Origin of the sequence: Pseudomonas sp. NPDC096917, from assembly GCF_044762555.1 — a bacterium.
In the GTDB taxonomy this organism is placed as follows: Bacteria; Pseudomonadota; Gammaproteobacteria; order Pseudomonadales; family Pseudomonadaceae; genus Aquipseudomonas.
Genome location: NZ_JBIWEO010000002.1, coordinates 266,067 through 283,252, shown reverse-complemented (window position 1 = coordinate 283,252; position 17,186 = coordinate 266,067). Strand labels below are relative to the sequence as shown.

15 protein-coding genes are annotated in these 17,186 nt (G+C 57.8%); 6 read left to right on the top strand and 9 right to left on the bottom strand.

Translation table 11 applies throughout. The features are described from left to right. Window positions 1-44 precede the first annotated feature (44 nt). Window positions 45-557, top strand: coding sequence for a dihydrofolate reductase (locus tag ACIQYF_RS03465; protein WP_402856890.1), 513 nt, complete (start codon window positions 45-47; stop codon window positions 555-557). Window positions 558-621: 64 nt separating this feature from the next. Here ACIQYF_RS03465 and ACIQYF_RS03460 read toward each other — a convergent pair whose 3' ends face one another. Then, window positions 622-2,013 (bottom strand): L-cystine transporter, encoded by a 1,392-nt coding sequence (locus tag ACIQYF_RS03460; protein ID WP_402856888.1) that lies wholly within the window; start codon window positions 2,011-2,013, stop codon window positions 622-624. Between the two features lie 219 nt (window positions 2,014-2,232). On the opposite strand from ACIQYF_RS03460, the gene ACIQYF_RS03455 reads away from it, so the two are divergent. Next, the gene (locus tag ACIQYF_RS03455; RefSeq protein WP_402856886.1) at window positions 2,233-3,288 is read left to right on the top strand and encodes a haloacid dehalogenase-like hydrolase; all 1,056 of its coding nucleotides are present in this window, start codon (window positions 2,233-2,235) and stop codon (window positions 3,286-3,288) included. Window positions 3,289-3,422: 134 nt separating this feature from the next. On the opposite strand, the gene ilvD is transcribed toward ACIQYF_RS03455, so the two are convergent. Together ilvD and ACIQYF_RS03445 are read right to left on the bottom strand one after the other, a co-directional pair. Continuing rightward, window positions 3,423-5,270, bottom strand: a complete 1,848-nt coding sequence (ilvD, locus tag ACIQYF_RS03450; RefSeq protein WP_402856884.1) for a dihydroxy-acid dehydratase — start codon at window positions 5,268-5,270, stop codon at window positions 3,423-3,425. 236 nt (window positions 5,271-5,506) lie between these two features. Beyond that, window positions 5,507-6,652 carry an MFS transporter gene (locus ACIQYF_RS03445; RefSeq protein ID WP_402857179.1) on the bottom strand — a complete coding sequence of 382 codons (1,146 nt, stop codon included), beginning with the start codon at window positions 6,650-6,652 and terminating at the stop codon, window positions 5,507-5,509. 274 nt (window positions 6,653-6,926) lie between these two features. On the opposite strand from ACIQYF_RS03445, the gene ACIQYF_RS03440 reads away from it, so the two are divergent. Next, window positions 6,927-8,621, top strand: a complete 1,695-nt coding sequence (locus ACIQYF_RS03440) for a DUF4153 domain-containing protein (protein ID WP_402856882.1) — start codon at window positions 6,927-6,929, stop codon at window positions 8,619-8,621. Window positions 8,622-8,663: 42 nt separating this feature from the next. On the opposite strand, the gene ACIQYF_RS03435 is transcribed toward ACIQYF_RS03440, so the two are convergent. Beyond that, on the bottom strand, window positions 8,664-9,860 hold the full coding sequence (locus tag ACIQYF_RS03435) for a class I SAM-dependent rRNA methyltransferase (RefSeq protein WP_322236876.1): 1,197 nt from the start codon (window positions 9,858-9,860) through the stop codon (window positions 8,664-8,666). Window positions 9,861-10,061: 201 nt separating this feature from the next. Here ACIQYF_RS03435 and ACIQYF_RS03430 point away from each other — a divergent pair, with 201 nt between their 5' ends. Continuing rightward, the gene (locus ACIQYF_RS03430) at window positions 10,062-10,877 is read left to right on the top strand and encodes an HDOD domain-containing protein (RefSeq protein ID WP_402857177.1); all 816 of its coding nucleotides are present in this window, start codon (window positions 10,062-10,064) and stop codon (window positions 10,875-10,877) included. 9 nt (window positions 10,878-10,886) lie between these two features. Next, the gene (gene mutM, locus ACIQYF_RS03425) at window positions 10,887-11,699 is read left to right on the top strand and encodes a bifunctional DNA-formamidopyrimidine glycosylase/DNA-(apurinic or apyrimidinic site) lyase (RefSeq protein WP_402856879.1); all 813 of its coding nucleotides are present in this window, start codon (window positions 10,887-10,889) and stop codon (window positions 11,697-11,699) included. A 50-nt stretch (window positions 11,700-11,749) separates the two neighbouring features. Here the strand turns inward: mutM and ACIQYF_RS03420 are convergent, their stop codons facing one another. The 5 genes from ACIQYF_RS03420 to ACIQYF_RS03400 all read right to left on the bottom strand — a co-directional run bounded on the left by ACIQYF_RS03420 (window position 11,750) and on the right by ACIQYF_RS03400 (window position 16,342). Beyond that, entirely contained in the window at window positions 11,750-12,001 is a 252-nt protein-coding gene (locus tag ACIQYF_RS03420) for a YfhL family 4Fe-4S dicluster ferredoxin (protein WP_261735591.1), read from the bottom strand. Window positions 12,002-12,100: 99 nt separating this feature from the next. Continuing rightward, window positions 12,101-12,583, bottom strand: a complete 483-nt coding sequence (gene coaD / locus ACIQYF_RS03415) for a pantetheine-phosphate adenylyltransferase (RefSeq protein ID WP_019409197.1) — start codon at window positions 12,581-12,583, stop codon at window positions 12,101-12,103. Between the two features lie 115 nt (window positions 12,584-12,698). Beyond that, window positions 12,699-14,294, bottom strand: a complete 1,596-nt coding sequence (locus tag ACIQYF_RS03410) for a GMC family oxidoreductase N-terminal domain-containing protein (protein ID WP_402856876.1) — start codon at window positions 14,292-14,294, stop codon at window positions 12,699-12,701. Between the two features lie 49 nt (window positions 14,295-14,343). Further along, entirely contained in the window at window positions 14,344-14,889 is a 546-nt protein-coding gene (locus ACIQYF_RS03405; protein WP_402856874.1) for a twin-arginine translocation pathway signal protein, read from the bottom strand. Between the two features lie 22 nt (window positions 14,890-14,911). Beyond that, complete coding sequence (locus ACIQYF_RS03400) at window positions 14,912-16,342, bottom strand: coniferyl aldehyde dehydrogenase (protein WP_402856873.1); 1,431 nt, start codon at window positions 16,340-16,342, stop codon at window positions 14,912-14,914. Window positions 16,343-16,504: 162 nt separating this feature from the next. Between ACIQYF_RS03400 and ACIQYF_RS03395 the strand changes: the two genes are divergently transcribed. Further along, window positions 16,505-17,173, top strand: coding sequence for a TetR/AcrR family transcriptional regulator (locus ACIQYF_RS03395; protein ID WP_402856871.1), 669 nt, complete (start codon window positions 16,505-16,507; stop codon window positions 17,171-17,173). Window positions 17,174-17,186 lie beyond the last annotated feature (13 nt).

Sequence of the window (17,186 nt, the reverse complement as noted above, 5' to 3'; positions counted from 1 at the left end):
GGGTACTGCACTAAGGCGCGGGCGGCTCTGGTATCCTCGCCGGCATGAAAAAATCACTCCCCCTCAGCCTGATCGCGGCCCTCGGTGAAAACCGCGTGATCGGCGTCGACAACAGCATGCCGTGGCATTTGCCAGCGGATTTCAAATATTTCAAGGCCACCACCTTGGGCAAGCCGATCATCATGGGTCGTAAAACCTGGGATTCGCTGGGCCGCCCATTGCCAGGGCGTTTGAACCTGGTGGTCAGTCGTCAGACCGATTTGCAGCTCGAAGGTGCCGAAGTCTTTGCCTCCCTTGAAGCCGCTGTCGAGCGCGCCGAAGCATGGGCAAACGAGCAGGGCGTGAGCGAAGTGATGTTGATTGGCGGCGCGCAGCTGTACACACAGGGCCTGGTAGATGCCGACCGCTTGTACCTGACGCGCGTGGGTCTGAGCCCGGAAGGTGATGCGTGGTTTCCTGAGTTTGATCAGGCGCAGTGGAAATTGGTGTCGAACGAGTCGCACGCGGCCGTTGAGGGCAAGCCCGCGTTCAGTTTTGAGGTGTGGGAAAGGGTGTAAGGCATTGCACCCCCGTGGGAGCTGCCGCAGCCTGCGGCAGCTCCCACGGGGTTATTCATCGGCGTTACGCGTGCGCCAAATCCCCATGATCGTCTTCAGCCAATATGGCCTTGTCGGTCTGGTGCAGAATCTGGCTGGTGACCGTCCCGGCGACCATTGAACCACTGACGTTCAATGCCGTACGGCCCATGTCGATCAAGGGTTCGACCGAGATCAACAACGCCACCAATGACACCGGCAAGCCCATCGCCGGAAGCACAATAAGGGCCGCAAAGGTTGCACCGCCCCCCACGCCCGCAACGCCCACCGAACTCAAGGTCACAATCGCCACCAGCGTGGCGATCCACATCGGGTCCAGCGGGTTGATGCCCACCGTTGGGGCAACCATGACGGCCAACATGGCCGGGTACAGACCCGCACAGCCGTTTTGACCAATGGTTGCGCCAAACGATGCCGCGAAGCTGGCGATCGAAGACGGAATGCCCAGGCGGCGGGTTTGTGCTTCGATGCTCAGCGGGATGCTGGCAGCGCTCGAACGGCTGGTGAAGGCGAAGGTCAGTACCGGCCAGACCTTGCGCAAGAAGCGCAGCGGGTTAACCCCGGACACTGACAAGATCACCCCGTGAATCACGAACATCAATGCCAGGCCGATATAGGACACCACCACAAAACTGCCGAGTTTGAGGATGTCTTGCAGGTTGGACATGGCGACCACTTTGGTCATCAACGCCAGCACGCCATATGGGGTCAGTTTCATGACCAGTCGCACCAGACGCATCACCCAAGCTTGCAGGGTGTCGATGGCGTTCAGCACTTTGCCGCCTTTTTCCGGCTCGTCCTTGAACAGTTGCAGTGCCGCAACCCCCAGGAATGCAGCAAAAATCACCACGCTGATGATGGACGTCGGCTTGGCGCGGGCCAGGTCGGCAAACGGGTTTTGCGGGATAAACGACAGCAGCAACTGCGGTACGTTAAGGTCTGCGACCTTGCCCACGTAATCGCTCTGGATGACCTGCAGGCGGCTCATTTCTGCCACGCCTGCGACCAAGCCGTCAGCGGTCAGGCCGAACAGGTTAGTCAGGCCGATGCCGACCAGCGCTGCGATCATGGTGGTGAACAGCAACGTACCGATGGTCAGGAAGCTGATTTTGCCCAGCGACGATGCGTTGTGCAGGCGTGCAACGGCGCTCAGGATCGAAGCAAACACCAGCGGGATCACGATCATTTGCAGCAGTTGCACGTAGCCACTGCCGACCAGATCGAACCAGCCGATAGAGGTTTTGAGGGTTTGGCTGTCCGTGCCATATACCAGATGCAAGCCCAAGCCGAAGAGCACGCCGATAACCAGCGCCAGGAGGACTTTTTTTGCCAGGCTCCACGCGGTGTTGCGGGTCAGCGACAAGCCGAACAGCAACGCGAGGAACACCAGCAGATTGAGGATCAGCGGGACATTCATGAAAGCTCCGAGGGGACGACGTGTACCCGTCTTTTGGCGATAAAAATTTCGAACCGGAAATGCTAACAGGTTGATATAGCTCGAAATATATCGTTGTGGAATGACTGCCTTCGTTTTTGGAATAAAGAGGTGGCGCTTTCAGGATGCTAAAGGTCGTATCCACGCTAAAACTGTCACACAGGTTTGCTAGCGTCGACGCCTTTACGAGGAGCATAGCGGATGAGCCTGACGGCGAAGTGGATAGCGGCAACCCTGTGCTTTGGCTTGGCCGGACAGGTATTGGCGACTGAGTTGGAGCACTGGCCTGCCGATCAGGCCCAGCAATTGAACGCCATGATTACGGCCAACGCGAACAAAGGTAACTTCGCGGTTTTTGACATGGACAACACCAGCTATCGCAACGACCTGGAAGAGGCGTTGTTGCCGTATATGGAAAACCTGGGCCTGATCACCCGGGACAGTCTTGATCCGTCGCTCAAGCTCATTGCGTTTAAAGACACGGCAGACCACCAGGAGAGCCTGTTCAGCTATTACTACCGTTTGTGTGAAATCGACGACATGGTCTGTTACCCATGGGTCGCGCAGGTATTTTCCGGCTTTACCCTGCAACAGCTCAAAGGGTATGTGGACGAGTTGATGGCATCCGGGCAGCCCATTGCTGTGACGTATTTTGAAGGCGATGCGCTCAAGACGGCCGAGATCCAGCCGCCCAAGATTTTTACGGGGCAGGTTGAGCTGTTTAACAAACTGATGGAAAACGGCATCGACGTGTACGTGATGACCGCAGCCTCCGAAGAACTGGTGCGCATGGTCGCGGCAGATCCAAAGTACGGCTACAACGTCAAACCGCAGAACGTGATTGGGGTGAGCACGCTGCTCAAAAACCGTGACACGGGTGAACTGACCACGGCCCGCAAGCAGATCAGCGCGGGCACTTACAGCGAACAAGCCAACATGGGGCTTGAACTCACACCTTACCTATGGACCCCGGCCACTTGGATGGCGGGCAAACAGGCGGCGATCCTGACGTACATCGACCCATGGAAAAAACCGGTGCTGGTGGCAGGGGACACGCCATCGAGTGACGGCTACATGTTGTTCCACAGCGTTGACGTGAACAAAGGCGGGATTCACCTGTGGATTAACCGCAAAGACAAGTACATGACGCAGCTGCAAGGCATGATGGCCAAAAACGCAGCAGCGCAGGCCAAAGCAGGTTTGCCAGTGACAGCGGATAAAAATTGGGTGATCGTCAAACCTGACGAAATTCAGTGAGGCAAATCTGTAGGAGCGAGCTTGCTCGCGAGCCTTTAAAAGATCAAAAAATCGCGAGCAAGCTCGCTCCTACACGGTTGGTATGGCACAAAAAATCCCGGCACATGGCCGGGATTTTTGTGTTACGCGTTGGGTTATGGCACCAGCTTATCCAGCAGCGCTTTATCACGCACCGCGCCTTTGTCGGCGCTGGTGGCGAGCAAGGCGTAGGCCTTGAGCGCGGTGGTGACTTTACGCGGACGCACTTCAACCGGCTTCCAGCCTTTCTTGTCTTGCTCAACACGGCGTGCGGCCAGCTCTTCGTCGCTGACCAACAGGTTGATCGAGCGGTTCGGAATGTCGATCAGCACCTTGTCGCCGTCTTGCACCAGGCCAATGGCGCCGCCGGCAGCGGCCTCTGGCGAAGCGTGGCCGATGGACAGACCCGATGTGCCACCCGAGAAACGACCATCGGTCAGCAGGGCACAGGCTTTGCCCAGGCCTTTGGACTTCAGGTAGGAGGTCGGGTAGAGCATTTCTTGCATGCCCGGGCCGCCTTTCGGGCCTTCGTAACGGATGATCACAATGTCACCGGCCTGCACTTCGTCAGCCAGAATGCCTCGCACGGCGCTGTCTTGGCTTTCGAAGATCTTGGCGTTGCCCTCGAACACGTGGATCGACTCATCGACACCGGCAGTTTTGACCACGCAGCCATCCAGCGCGATGTTGCCGTACAGCACAGCCAGGCCGCCTTCTTGCGAGTAGGCGTGTTCAACACTGCGGATGCAGCCGTTTTCACGGTCGTCATCCAGGGTGTCCCAGCGGGTCGACTGGCTGAACGCGGTCTGCGTCGGGATGCCGGCCGGGCCTGCACGGAAGAACGTGTGCACGGCTTCGTCGTCAGTCTGGGTGATGTCCCACTTGGCGATGCCTTCGGCCATGGTCTTGCTGTGCACGGTCGGCAGTTCGGTGTGCAGCAGGCCGCCACGGGCCAGCGAGCCGAGGATGGAGAAAATGCCGCCCGCGCGGTGCACGTCTTCCATGTGGTACTTCTGGATGTTCGGCGCCACTTTGCACAGCTGCGGCACGTGGCGCGACAGGCGGTCGATGTCTTTGAGGTCGAAGTCGATCTCGGCCTCCTGGGCAGCGGCCAGCAAGTGCAGGATGGTGTTGGTCGAACCGCCCATGGCGATGTCCAGCGTCATGGCGTTTTCGAACGCCTTGAAGTTGGCGATGTTGCGCGGCAGAACCGAGTCGTCGTTCTCGATGTAGTACTGGCGGCACAGATCAACGATGGTGCGACCGGCTTGCAGGAACAGTTGCTCGCGGTCGCTGTGAGTCGCCAGGGTAGAACCGTTGCCCGGCAAGGCCAGGCCCAGTGCTTCGGTCAGGCAGTTCATCGAGTTGGCGGTGAACATGCCTGAGCACGAACCGCACGTCGGGCAAGCGCTGCGCTCGTACTCGGCAACCTTCTCGTCAGAAGCGCTGGAGTCGGCGGCGATGACCATGGCGTCTACCAGGTCGAGACCGTGGCTGGCGAGCTTGGTTTTGCCCGCTTCCATCGGTCCGCCCGAAACAAAAATCACCGGGATGTTGAGGCGCAGCGCAGCCATCAGCATGCCAGGGGTGATTTTGTCGCAGTTGGAGATGCACACGATGGCGTCGGCGCAGTGGGCGTTGACCATGTACTCGACGGAGTCAGCGATGATCTCGCGGCTTGGCAGCGAATACAGCATGCCGTCGTGACCCATGGCGATGCCGTCATCGACTGCAATGGTGTTGAATTCTTTGGCAACTCCACCCGCGCGCTCGATCTCGCGGGCCACCAGTTGACCCATGTCCTTTAGGTGCACGTGGCCGGGTACGAACTGGGTAAAGGAGTTGGCAATTGCGATGATCGGCTTCTTGAAGTCGGCATCTTTCATCCCCGTGGCGCGCCACAAAGCGCGGGCACCGGCCATATTGCGGCCGTGGGTGGAGGTTTTCGAACGATAGTCAGGCATGGAGCAACTCCGGGCGGCTAATCAGGTAACAAACAGGGAAGTGAGCTTCTAATGACTGGCGGATCACACAGAAAATGACCACGTATCCGCGAGTTGCCGTGAACGCTGCGGGATCGCCGCGCGCTTGGGCTTGAGCTCATAAACCCGCCGGGGATGATTGGCGATGAATGCGTTGATTCTACACGGCTGGCGACGGGAAGGAATGGGGCAACCCGTCGGCCCGAAGCACAAGTGGGTTACTCGGGCAGCAGGGCGGCAGATCGGCGGTTGATCAGCAAATGCACAATCATAGAGACGGTGCCGAGCACAATGAAGCAAATGGCCAATGTGGTTTGCAGGTCTAGAGCGCTGAGATTGACCAACGCGCTGATGACCCCGCCGCACGCTAAAACCACCAGTCCACCGGTTGAGGCGGCCGTGCCCGCATGTTCGGGGAACACGTCCATCGCTTTTGACGTTGTGATTGGCCGAATAATGGTGATGCCCACTGTGCAGATCATCATTGGCACTAATACGCTAACTGTCGTCAGGCCCAAGGCGATCGAGAGTGCCAGCATCGACAGGCCGCTAGTCAGGATCAGCAGCAGTCCAGCGGTGATTTGAGTGGAGGCTGCCAGCCGGTTGCTTATTCGCTGGGCAACGATGCCTGCGCCCAGGTAGGCCATGCCATACACCAACAACACCAAGGCGAACGCATAGGGCGACAGCTGCAAGTGCTCCATAAACAACAGCGGTGACATCACGATAAATGAGAAGTGGCAGGCAAAAGCGAAGCCGGAGATTAGCCAGTAACCGATAAAAGCCGGGTCGCGGCACACGCGCCAATACGACTGCACGATGCCGTGTGACGCGTGTTGAACCGGGCGTGGGTTATCAAGGAAGAACAGTGCTTTTACAAACACCACCGAGGCCAGGACAACAAATACCCAGAAGCTGGCGGGCCAATCAAAAACCTGTTGCAGCAGCGTGCCGGCCAACGGTGACAGTGAAATAAACAGCCCGCTGGCAGTCATCATCGCGATGCGCAACTGGTCACGTTGTTTGTCGATAAACAGGTCTTGTACCAGTGCTTGTGCCAGTACAAAGACACCGCAGCCGAGCGCTTGAACGCACCTGAACAACACAAATGCCGTGAAGTGGGTCGCCAGTACACAACCCACCGCGCCGATAATCGCGACGACCATGCCTGCCAGCAGCAGCTTTTTGCGCCCCAGCCTGTCCGATAGCGGACCAATCAGTAATTGTGAGAGCGAGATCACGATGGCGAACAGGCTGACAGAGAATGCGATATCGGTTTGGGAACGATTGAAGTGATTCGAGAGTGCGGGAAAAGACGGGAGCACCACATCCAGCGGGAAGACCGCCAGCAGCACCATGCTCATGAGCAGGACAATCGCCGCGCGTTGTTTTGAGGTGTTTTCAGGAGATGGGTGCACGGCGAGGCCCTGTTGTGATCAAGGCGGGCAGTGTTGCCTGTCGGTGCGCACTTTTTCAACGCGCTACTAGGTAGGTCGGCGCCTGTATTCCTGTAAGAAAATACTTTTATCGTCCCAGCTGCTCTCTAAACGGGATGTATTGAGGTTTCCCCATAGGCCTAGGCGTTATCGACCCTCAGGCGATAGAGTGAAGGCTGATTTTTTTCAGCAAGGATACTGAATGCTTACCCTCAACCGTTCCGTTTACAGGTGTCTGGCCATTGGCTTGGTCCAAGGACTTTTACTGTGGCTGGCAAGCACTATTAGCGGGGCGAGTCTCAACAATGCGTTGGTCGACTTCACACTGGTCGGTGGTATCAATTTGATATTGCTGGGCGACAGTGTGCGTCAGCGGGGGACGATTTGGTGGGTGGGTGCTTTTACCCTGCTGATGACGGCGATCAGCGCCTGGGTGTTCCACGACGCTGGAGAGCCTTGGCGCTTCAATAATTGGCTGGAAGGCAGCTGGCTGTTCTTTTCGGTGGTCATTACATACATCGTGACGGTGTTTATCCTCAGTTGGCCGACCGGTGAAGGGCGCATGCCGCGCTACGAAGACTTGTTTCGCCATGCCTGGGACACGGTGTTTATTGTGTTGCTGGGCTTGCTGCTGGCGGCGGTGTTTTGGGCGCTTCTGTTCTTGTGGGGCAGCTTGTTCAAGATGCTCGGAATTGTCGCGCTGAATAAGCTCTTCACAACCACCGGGTTTCTCTGTGTCGGTTCGATGATGGTGTTCGCGCTGGGCCTGCACATGGGCCGTGAGAATGATCGGGTGATTGGCCTGTTGCGCGGGATTCTGCTCACGCTGTGCCGTTTTCTGCTGCCGCTGAGTTCGATGATTGCGATTGTGTTCACGTGTGCGCTGCCCTTTAGCGGGCTGGCGCCGATATGGGATACGGGCTATTCGACGCCGATCATGCTGTGTCTGGTGGCGGTCAATCTGTTCTTTCTCAACGGCGTGTTTCAGGACGGGCACCAGAGCAGTGGTTACCCGTTGTGGCTGGTGCGCATGGTTGATCTGTGCTTGCTGTGCTTGCCGGTTCTCGTGGTGTTGGCAGGCTATTCGAGCTGGTTGCGAATTGAACAATACGGCCTGACCCCAAGCCGTCTGTTGGCGATGCTGCTGGTGCTGGTGGTCTTTGCCCACAGCGTGGCGGCGGTTTGGGCCGTGTTTGCGTCGCGCTCCCATTGGTTGGGCACGTTGCGTGTCAGCAATCCATGGATTGCCCTGGTGTGCGTGGCGTTATTACTGGCGATTCATACGCCTTGGTTCAACCCGTTGCAGATCAGTGCGAAGAATCAGGTGCAGCGCTTGTTGAGCGGCAAAACAGCGGCTGATGCGTTTGATGCGCAAACGCTGCGCTATCAACTGGGCTTGCCGGGCAAGCAGGCATTTGAGGCTTTATTGGCGCAAGTCGAGCACGGCAAGGTGCTGGATGAGCCCGCACGGCAGGTGCTGTTGAAGCGACTCAAGGAGGCGGACACGAGCCAGGGCGTAAGCACGTCGAGCGACAGGTTGCTGGAGTGGATCGGGCCTGCCGTGGACGGCAGTCAGCAGTTCGAGGCGCTGGGCATGCCTGGCCATCTGTGTCTGTATCCTGGGTGCGCGATGTGGGCAGTCGATCTGGATCAGGATGGGCAAAACGAAGTGCTGCAAGTGCCCAAGCAGTCCTGGTCTGGCCCGTTGTACTTCTTTAAACGCGATGCTCAGGGTAAATGGCAGCGTGCGGGCATGTTTGAGATCGATGACAACCCGATGGCACTGATTGAGCTTATTCGGGAAGGGAAAGCGAAGGTGGTGAAACCGCGTTACCAATCGTTGGAGATAGGTGGCGTAGAGCTGAGCCCGAGGGCGGATAAACCTTCAGAGCCTTGATGCCAAATACTGGGGAGCGAGCAAGCTCGCTCCCCAGGCGACTTAGCTGTTAGGCAGCAAGCGGCAGGTGATGCTCTTGATGTAGCGTGTTTCGACGATAGCCGGGTGAACCGGGTGATCCGGGCCCTGGCCGCCGCGTTCCAGCAGCTGGATGTTGCGATCCAGATGGCGAGCGCTGGTCAGCAGGATGTTTTGCAGGTCGTCTTCGGGCAGGTGCATCGAGCACGAAGCGCTGACCAGAATCCCGTCTTTGGTGAGCAGGCGCATGGCTTGCTCGTTCAGGCGGCGGTAAGCACCTTCGCCGTTTTTCAGGTCTTTTTTGCGTTTGATGAAGGCTGGCGGATCAGCCACGATCACGTCGAAACGCTCTTCGTTGGCTTTGAGCTCTTTCAGCGCCTCAAACACGTCGCCTTCCATGCAGGTGACGCGCTCAGCAAAGCCGTTCAGCGCGGCGTTGCGTTCTACACCGTCGAGTGCAAACGAGGAGGCGTCGACGCAGGTCACTTCGCTGGCGCCAAACGCAGCCGCTTGTACGCCCCAGCCGCCGATGTAGCTGAACAGGTCCAGTACCTTCTTGCCTTTGACGTACGGCGCCAGACGGGCGCGGTTCATGCGGTGGTCGTAGAACCAGCCGGTTTTCTGGCCCGCCATGACTGGCGCTTCGAACTTCACGCCGTTTTCTTCCAGGGCAACCCACTCCGGCACCAGGCCGAACACGGTTTCAACGTAACGTTCAAGGCCTTCGGCATCGCGGGCGGCCGAGTCGTTCTTGAACAGAATGCCGCTTGGCTTGATGACTTGCACCAGGGCGGCGATCACGTCGTCCTTGTGCTGTTCCATGGTTGCTGACGCCAGCTGAACCACCAGAATGTCGCCGAAACGGTCAACGACCAAACCTGGCAGCAGATCAGAATCGCCGTACACCAAGCGGTAGTACGGCTTGTCAAACAGACGCTCGCGCAGGGACAGGGCCATGTTGAGGCGGTGTACCAGCAGCGACTTGTCCAGCGGCAACTTAATGTCGCGCGACAGCAGGCGCGCGCAGATCAGGTTGTTCGGGCTCATGGCCACGATGCCCAGCGGTTTGCCGGTGGCTGTTTCGAGCACGGCTTGGTCGCCCGCTTTAAAACCGTGAAGAGGGGTGGTGGCTACATCAATTTCGTTGCTGTAGATCCACAGGTGGCCGGCGCGCAGGCGTCGATCGGCATTGGCTTTAAGGCGCAGGCTTGGCAGGGACATGACGTCGCTCCGGGTATTGAAAAGGGCGCGATTATAGCCTTAGACGTGGCCTTCAAGCTTGGTAGATTCGCGGTATTGCGTCGGATCACGCGCCCATCCGGTGATAAATTTCCGCTAGAATCGCGGCCTAATCCAGAGTAAGTCGACATGCCCCCAGAGCTTTCATCCGAGCAGATCAGCCAGGCACTGCAAGGCATCAGTGTGCCGCCTCAACCGCAAATCATGGTGGATTTGCAGATGGAGCAATACATGCCTGATCCGGATCTGGAAGTGATCGCCCGCTTGATCTCCCAGGATCCCGGTTTGTCCGGCGCACTGATGAAAATCGTCAATTCGCCGTATTTCGGCCTGACGCACAAAATAGCCTCGATCCGCCGCGCGGTGACGCTGTTGGGCAGTCGCACCATTATCAACTTGATCAACGCGCAGTCGATCAAGGGTGAAATGACGGACGACACCATCGTGACCCTCAACCGTTTTTGGGACACCGCCCAAGACGTTGCCATGACCAGCCTGACGCTGGCCAAGCGCACCGGTATTGTGGCCGCTGATGAGGCTTATGCGCTGGGGTTGTTTCACGATTGCGGCATTGCGCTGATGCTCAAGCGCTTCCCTGAGTACATGCCTGTACTGGAACAGGGCTACGCTAACGCCGGTCCGGTCAGCCGGGTGGTCGACACAGAAAATCGGCATTACAACACCAACCATGCGGTGGTCGGCTACTACACGGCCAAGTCCTGGCGCTTGCCTGCGCACCTGACCGAAGCCATTGCCAACCACCACAATGCGCTGGCGATTTTTAGCGACCAGTCGTCGCGCAACAGCCAGCTTAAAAACCTGCTGGCGATTCTCAAGATGGCCGAGCACATCTGCGCCTCATACAAAGTGTTGGGCAAACAGCGTGAAGACCATGAGTGGAACAGCGTCGGCCCTCTGGTACTGGATTACGTCGGTCTGTCTGAGTATGACTTTGAGAACTTGAAAGAAAGCATCCGCGAGCTGGGTGCTCACGAGTGAGAGCCTCTGATGCCTGAATTACCTGAAGTCGAAACAACCCGCCGTGGTATTGCCCCGCACCTTGAAGGGCAGCGGGTCAGCCGGGTGATTGTGCGCGACCGGCGCCTGCGCTGGCCGATCCCCGAAGACCTCGACATACGCTTGTCGGGGCAGAAAATCGTGTTGGTTGAACGCCGGGCCAAATACCTGCTGATCAACGCCGAAGTCGGGACGTTGATCAGTCATTTGGGCATGTCGGGTAATTTGCGTCTGGTGGAAGCCGGGTTGCCAGCGCTCAAGCACGAGCACGTGGACATTGAACTGGAGTCGGGGCTGGCCTTGCGCTACACCGACCCGCGTCGCTTTGGTGCGATGCTCTGGAGCCTTGATCCGCTGAACCACGAACTGCTGCTCAAGCTGGGGCCGGAGCCGCTGACCGACCTGTTTGATGGTGATCGACTGTTCCAGCTGTCGCGCAAGCGTGCAATGGCAGTCAAACCGTTCATCATGGACAACGCAGTGGTGGTGGGTGTGGGCAATATTTATGCGACCGAAGCGTTGTTCGCCGCCGGGATTGATCCACGTCGTGAAGCCAAGAGCATTTCGCGGGCACGCTATTTAAAGCTGGCGATTGAGATCAAGCGGATATTGGCCGCCGCCATTGAACGTGGCGGTACCACATTGCGCGACTTTATCGGGGGTGATGGCCAGCCGGGTTACTTCCAGCAAGAATTATTCGTGTACGGCCGTGCGTACCAAGCGTGCAAGGTGTGCGGCACCGAACTGCGTGAAGTCAAGCTGGGCCAGCGTGCCAGCGTTTTCTGCCCACGCTGCCAGACGTAGCAATCGCATACCCTGCAGGAGCGAGCAAGCTCGCTCCTGCAGGAAAGGCATCAGGCCTTGCCGGTGATTTTCCGGTACTTTTCCATCAGTTCTTCTTCGGTTTCCGGGTGTGCTTCATCCAGCGGGATGCAGTCCACCGGGCAAACCTGCTGGCATTGCGGCTCATCGTAATGGCCGACGCACTGGGTGCACAGGTTAGGGTCGATCACGTAGATCTCTTCACCCTGGGAAATAGCAGCGTTCGGACACTCGGGTTCGCAGACGTCGCAGTTAATGCAATCGTCGGTGATGATCAGGGACATGGGTACTCCGGCCGGGGCAGTTTGCCCGGGCAACTGAAATCGAATGCGGCAATTGTGCCGCATTGGCGCCCGTAGTGCACGCGGGCGCCGCTTCAGCGGTTACTTCTTGCGAAACCGCTCGGTCAGGGCATCGGCCACAACCGGGTGCACAAACTTACTGATGTCGCCGCCTAAAGCCGCTATTTCACGAACCAATGTCGACGAAATAAACGAATAACGCTCTGACGGTGTCAGAAACAGGCTTTCGACATCGGGAGCCAGTTGGCGATTCATGTTCGCCAGCTGGAACTCGTATTCGAAGTCCGACACGGCTCGCAGGCCACGCAGAAAGACATTGGCGTTCTGTTCTTTGGCGAAGTGCGCAAGCAGTGTCGAGAAGCCGACTACCTCAACATTGGGCAGGTGCTTGGTGACTTCACGCGCCAGCTCAACACGCTGTTCCAAAGGGAAGAGCGGGTTTTTCTTAGTGCTGGCAGCGACCGCTATGATCACATGATCGAACAGGCGCGAGGCGCGTTCGACCAGATCGCCATGGCCCTTGGTAATAGGGTCAAATGTACCTGGGTACAACACTCGGTTCATCGCGTCGTCCTGGCGGGAATCCGTTGGGGAGTCGGATGGTATCGCAGCCTTCTCGGTCGGCCAAGTCGCCATTCGCAGAAGAAAGGACTATAGACGCGGTGAATTAAGTACTTTTTCACGGATTTTTAAGCCTTTCGACCAGCTGTGTCGCGAGTTTTGCCGTGAGCCCGTACACCGACAATTGTGGGTTGGCACCAATGCTGGTGGGGAACAAAGAGCCATCATGGATCGATAGATTGCGTATTTGATGATGGCGCCCAAGGCTGTCGGTGACTGCCGTTTGCGGATTTTCACCCATCGCACACCCCCCCATCACATGAGCGCTGGCCAGCCGTGTGCGATACAACTCAAGGCTCAAACTGTCGATCCGCTCACGGGTTTTGCTCAGGCTATTGATGTACTGCGCATCACTGTGCAGCGGCATGACGCTGCTGGCACCCGCTGCGAACTGGATCTCGGCCATGCTGTGAAAAGCCCGTTTGAGCCCTTCCCAGGCATAAGGCGTGAGGTTGTAATCGAGCACCGGGCTGCCATCACTGCGCAGTTCGACACTGCCGCCAGGGCTGTCGGGGTGAAAACCATCGCGCATCAGGGCCAGCATCATGTGGGTATGCGGCAACTGGGCCATGTGTTTGGCGCTGGTTTCGCCATAACTGGCAAACAAGGTGGCGGCCAGTGCCGGGTGCAGGGGCGGGACTTCGAGCTTGTAGCCCATGGGGCCCGTGGTGCCGTCTTTCCACTGAAAATGATCTGAGTAAATTGACTGTGGTGCGCCATAAAACGGACTGATGGCATCGGGAAATTGCGCAGCCGAGAAGTTGACCAGGTGCAAAAATGTCCGTTTGCCCACGCGTTTATAAGGGTCGGGTGTTTCAGAGCGCATCAGCAAGCCCGGTGTGTTAATACCGCCACCCGCCAGTACGTAATGCCGGGCCTTGACCGTGATGGTGCGGCCATTGGGCGCCACGCAGCGGCTGTCCATGCCTTGGCATTGCAGGCCGGTAATCTGATCGCCGGTGATCAGCAAGCGCTGGGCGCGCGCCAGATAGAGCAGTTCGCCGCCGTTTTCCAAGGTGGCAGGGATGGTCGTGACCAGCATCGATTGCTTGGCATTGGTCGGGCAACCCATGCCGCAATAGCCCAGGTTCCAGCAACCGCGCACATTGCGCGGGATTACGTGCCAGTTGTAGCCAAGTTTTTCACAGCCGTTGCGAATCACCTCGTTGTTGGCATTGGGCGGGATCAACCACGGTGCGACGCCCAGACGTTGTTCCATGTGCTCAAACCAGGGCGCCATGGCCTCTTCGCTGTGGCCTTTGACCGCGTGCTCGCGGGCCCAATGTTCCAGGGTTTGCGCCGGGGTGCGAAAGCTCGACGTCCAGTTGACCAGCGTGGTGCCACCCACGGCACGGCCTTGCAGAATACTGATGGCGCCGTCTTTGCTCATGCGCCCGATGCCTTCTTGGTACAGGCTGGAGTAGGCCTCGCCTTCGAGCAGCTTGAAATCGCTGCTGGTTTTGAGCGGGCCTTCCTCGATCAGCAATACCTTATATCCGGCGTGACTGAGGATCTCAGCCGTGGTACCCCCGCCTGCGCCGCTTCCGATGATGGCGACGTCGGCCTCGAGCGTCAGATCGCTGTCGAGTCGCGAACCGTCATAGGTTTTCCAGCCTCGCGCCAGGCCTTCGCGGAACAGATCGGGTACGGGCATAAGCGGTTTCTCATCGGGATAAGAGGTCTGTGGGAGCTGGCTTGTTCAGTTAAATTTTCGGTGGGCCGGGATACCCGCAATGGGCCCATAACTCGGGCTGTTCGTAGCCGCTCATCATCACCAACTGCACTAACGAACCATGGCCCATGCGCAACAGCTTGAGGCTGCTGTTTTGCCAGCGCTGCAAGAAATGCTGAATGCTCTCGGGGCTGGCGTTTTCCCAACTGTCCCACACGCCGGTCAGCGGGCCGCGTGTCACCGGCATGGCCAGTACGTCGAACAGTTGCAGGGTCAGCTTGAGCAGCTCGGGCGACAGGTGAGCCAGGTTGTCGTCCAGTTGATGCAAAGTGGCGTCTGTCGCGCCGGGAAGGGCGGCATGGTCGATGCTGCCCGCCAGCATGACCGGAATCAATGCCTGCAGAAAATCCAGATCAGCGCTACGCAGTACCTCATAGCCACGGGCGCTGGTGCTGGTCGAGCAGCCACTGAGGCTGGCGCCCAACCCCGCGACCGCGAGAAAAGCCGTTGCGCACAAGCCGATTTTTAAAGCACCGCGACGTGACAGCAGCGCCGTTTCAACATGCGATTCAGGCATGGGCAAGTCTCGCCGTAAGGGGCTAGCGGATAAACAGCTTTTGAATCAGGCGCACCAGGTGTCGGCCATAAGGCGGATAGATCGTCAGCGAACTGTTCCAGCGCTGTTTGATCAAAACGCCTTTGGCGTTGCTGAAGGTCAAAAAGCCTTCGTGACCGTGGTAGTGCCCCATCCCCGAATGGCCAATACCCCCAAAAGGCAGATCGTCGATAGCCACATGCAACAGGGTTTCGTTGATGCAGACGCCGCCGGAGTGTGTGTTCTGGATCACGCTCTGCTGCTCGGCCTTGTCGTAGCCAAAGTAATACAGCGCGAGCGGGCGAGGCCTGGCGTTGATGTAGGCCAGCGCCTGCTCCAGGGTGGTGTAGGCCACCACTGGGAGCAGCGGGCCGAAGATTTCGTCCTGCATGACCTGCATCTCGTCGTTTACATCCAGCAACAGGGCGTGGGGCATGCGCTGCCCCTGGCCTTGTGCATACAGCGGGATCAGCCGGGCGCCCTTGAGCGTGGCGTCTGTTTGCAAGTGCTCAAGGCGTGCCACTTGGCGTTCGCTGATGATCGCGGTGTAGTCCGGGTTATCGGTCAGGGTCGGATAAAACCCATGAACGGCCTGGCGGTAAGCCTCGATAAAGCCTTCGACCCGGTCTTGCGGCACCAGTACGTAGTCCGGCGCGATGCAGGTTTGCCCGGCATTCATGGTTTTACCCCAGGCAATGCGCTGGGCTGCGTCTTTGAGCGGTACATCGGCCGATACGATGGAAGGCGATTTACCGCCCAGTTCCAGGGTTACCGGGGTGAGGTTTTCAGCCGCAGCGCGCATTACCAGCTTGCCGACATGGGTCGAGCCGGTGAACAGCAGGTGATCGAACGCCAGACTCGAAAACGCCACGGCCACCTGCGCATCACCCAGAACCACCGTGACCATGTCTTCGGGAAAGATCCTCCCCAGCAAATCCTTGAGCAAGCGGCCAGTGGCCGGGGTGAATTCACTGAGTTTGAGCATGACCCGATTGCCTGCCGCCAATGCGCCAATCAAAGGCCCCATTGCCAGGTACAACGGGTAGTTCCACGGCACGATAATCCCGACCACGCCCAGTGGCTGGTAGACCACCTTGGCACTGGCGGGTTGGAACATCACGCCCACGCTGCGCGATGAGGGCCTCATCCAGCGGCTCAAATGTTTGAGGGTGTAGTCAATGCTGTGCAGACTGGGCATCACCTCGGCAAACAAGGTTTCATCAGGGCTGCGATGGCTGAAGTCCTGGCTGATGGCGTCGATTAATACATCGCGCTCATCACTGAGAATTCGGCGTAGACTTTTCAGCCATTGATAGCGTTGTGCTATTGGTGGGAATGGATGTTCTGCGTAGGCTTTGCGCTGTGTGGCGAAAAGGGACTGGAGGTCACTCGGCAGGAGAGAGGATGCGTGATGGTGGGCACTGTCGGCAGACATGGTTCGCTCCTGCAGGTTTCTTATTGATTGTTCTTGTGAGAGCTACGTTGTTTTTAGAGCTTGCGCTCTATGTTGTCAATTGGGGGGGGCTACCATTCAGGTTGTTTAACGATCTGTGCTCAAGCCTTAAGATGTTTTTAAATGTTCACTTAAGTCCAAGCTATGGCCGCACGATTAAAAACCAGCCAGCGCATCGTTAATACCAGTCTTGAACTGTTTAACCAGTTGGGTGAGCGCAGTGTCAGCACCAATCACATTGCCGCCCACATGGAAATTTCGCCGGGTAATTTGTATTACCACTTTGCGAACAAGCAGGCGATTATCTGGGTCTTGTTTGAGGAGTACGAGACGCTGGTGTTGGGCTTTTTGCACCCGCCAGAAGGGCGTGTTCCTGCTATCAGCGACAAGCGCGATTACTTGAAGCACCTGCTGAATGCCATGTGGCGCTACCGGTTTTTCTACCGCGACATTGAGCACCTGCTGCAGAGCGACGCAGAGCTGGCGGTTCGCTATCGCCGCTTTTACGAGCAATGTCTGCGGCAGGGGCAGGCGATCTATACGGGGTTTGTGAAAGCGGGGATTCTGGACATGACGCCACAGCAGATCGAAGCATTGACCCTCAATGCCTGGATCATTCTTACGTCGTGGATCGGTTTTTTGTGCACCAGTAGCGAGAACCGTGAGCAGCTTTGCGAACAGGCTATCAGGCGCGGAATCTATCAACTGCTGGTGCTAGAGTCGGGCTTCGTCACCGATCAGTACCGTGACGCGGTCGATGAGCTGATCAAGGAGTTTTACGTCCCATTGGAACAGGTAATGGACGTACATTAACGGCCTTTCACCC

What these genes read in the sequence shown, in the direction of transcription:
- ACIQYF_RS03465 (WP_402856890.1), top strand. Translation starts at nt 45, where the DNA reads ATGAAAAAATCACTCCCCCTCAGCCTGATCGCGGCCCTCGGTGAAAAC.
- ACIQYF_RS03460 (WP_402856888.1), bottom strand. Translation starts at nt 2,013, where the DNA reads ATGAATGTCCCGCTGATCCTCAATCTGCTGGTGTTCCTCGCGTTGCTG.
- ACIQYF_RS03455 (WP_402856886.1), top strand. Translation starts at nt 2,233, where the DNA reads ATGAGCCTGACGGCGAAGTGGATAGCGGCAACCCTGTGCTTTGGCTTG.
- ilvD (WP_402856884.1), bottom strand. Translation starts at nt 5,270, where the DNA reads ATGCCTGACTATCGTTCGAAAACCTCCACCCACGGCCGCAATATGGCC.
- ACIQYF_RS03445 (WP_402857179.1), bottom strand. Translation starts at nt 6,652, where the DNA reads ATGAGCATGGTGCTGCTGGCGGTCTTCCCGCTGGATGTGGTGCTCCCG.
- ACIQYF_RS03440 (WP_402856882.1), top strand. Translation starts at nt 6,927, where the DNA reads ATGCTTACCCTCAACCGTTCCGTTTACAGGTGTCTGGCCATTGGCTTG.
- ACIQYF_RS03435 (WP_322236876.1), bottom strand. Translation starts at nt 9,860, where the DNA reads ATGTCCCTGCCAAGCCTGCGCCTTAAAGCCAATGCCGATCGACGCCTG.
- mutM (WP_402856879.1), top strand. Translation starts at nt 10,887, where the DNA reads ATGCCTGAATTACCTGAAGTCGAAACAACCCGCCGTGGTATTGCCCCG.
- ACIQYF_RS03420 (WP_261735591.1), bottom strand. Translation starts at nt 12,001, where the DNA reads ATGTCCCTGATCATCACCGACGATTGCATTAACTGCGACGTCTGCGAA.
- coaD (WP_019409197.1), bottom strand. Translation starts at nt 12,583, where the DNA reads ATGAACCGAGTGTTGTACCCAGGTACATTTGACCCTATTACCAAGGGC.
- ACIQYF_RS03410 (WP_402856876.1), bottom strand. Translation starts at nt 14,294, where the DNA reads ATGCCCGTACCCGATCTGTTCCGCGAAGGCCTGGCGCGAGGCTGGAAA.
- ACIQYF_RS03405 (WP_402856874.1), bottom strand. Translation starts at nt 14,889, where the DNA reads ATGCCTGAATCGCATGTTGAAACGGCGCTGCTGTCACGTCGCGGTGCT.
- ACIQYF_RS03400 (WP_402856873.1), bottom strand. Translation starts at nt 16,342, where the DNA reads ATGTCTGCCGACAGTGCCCACCATCACGCATCCTCTCTCCTGCCGAGT.
- ACIQYF_RS03395 (WP_402856871.1), top strand. Translation starts at nt 16,505, where the DNA reads ATGGCCGCACGATTAAAAACCAGCCAGCGCATCGTTAATACCAGTCTT.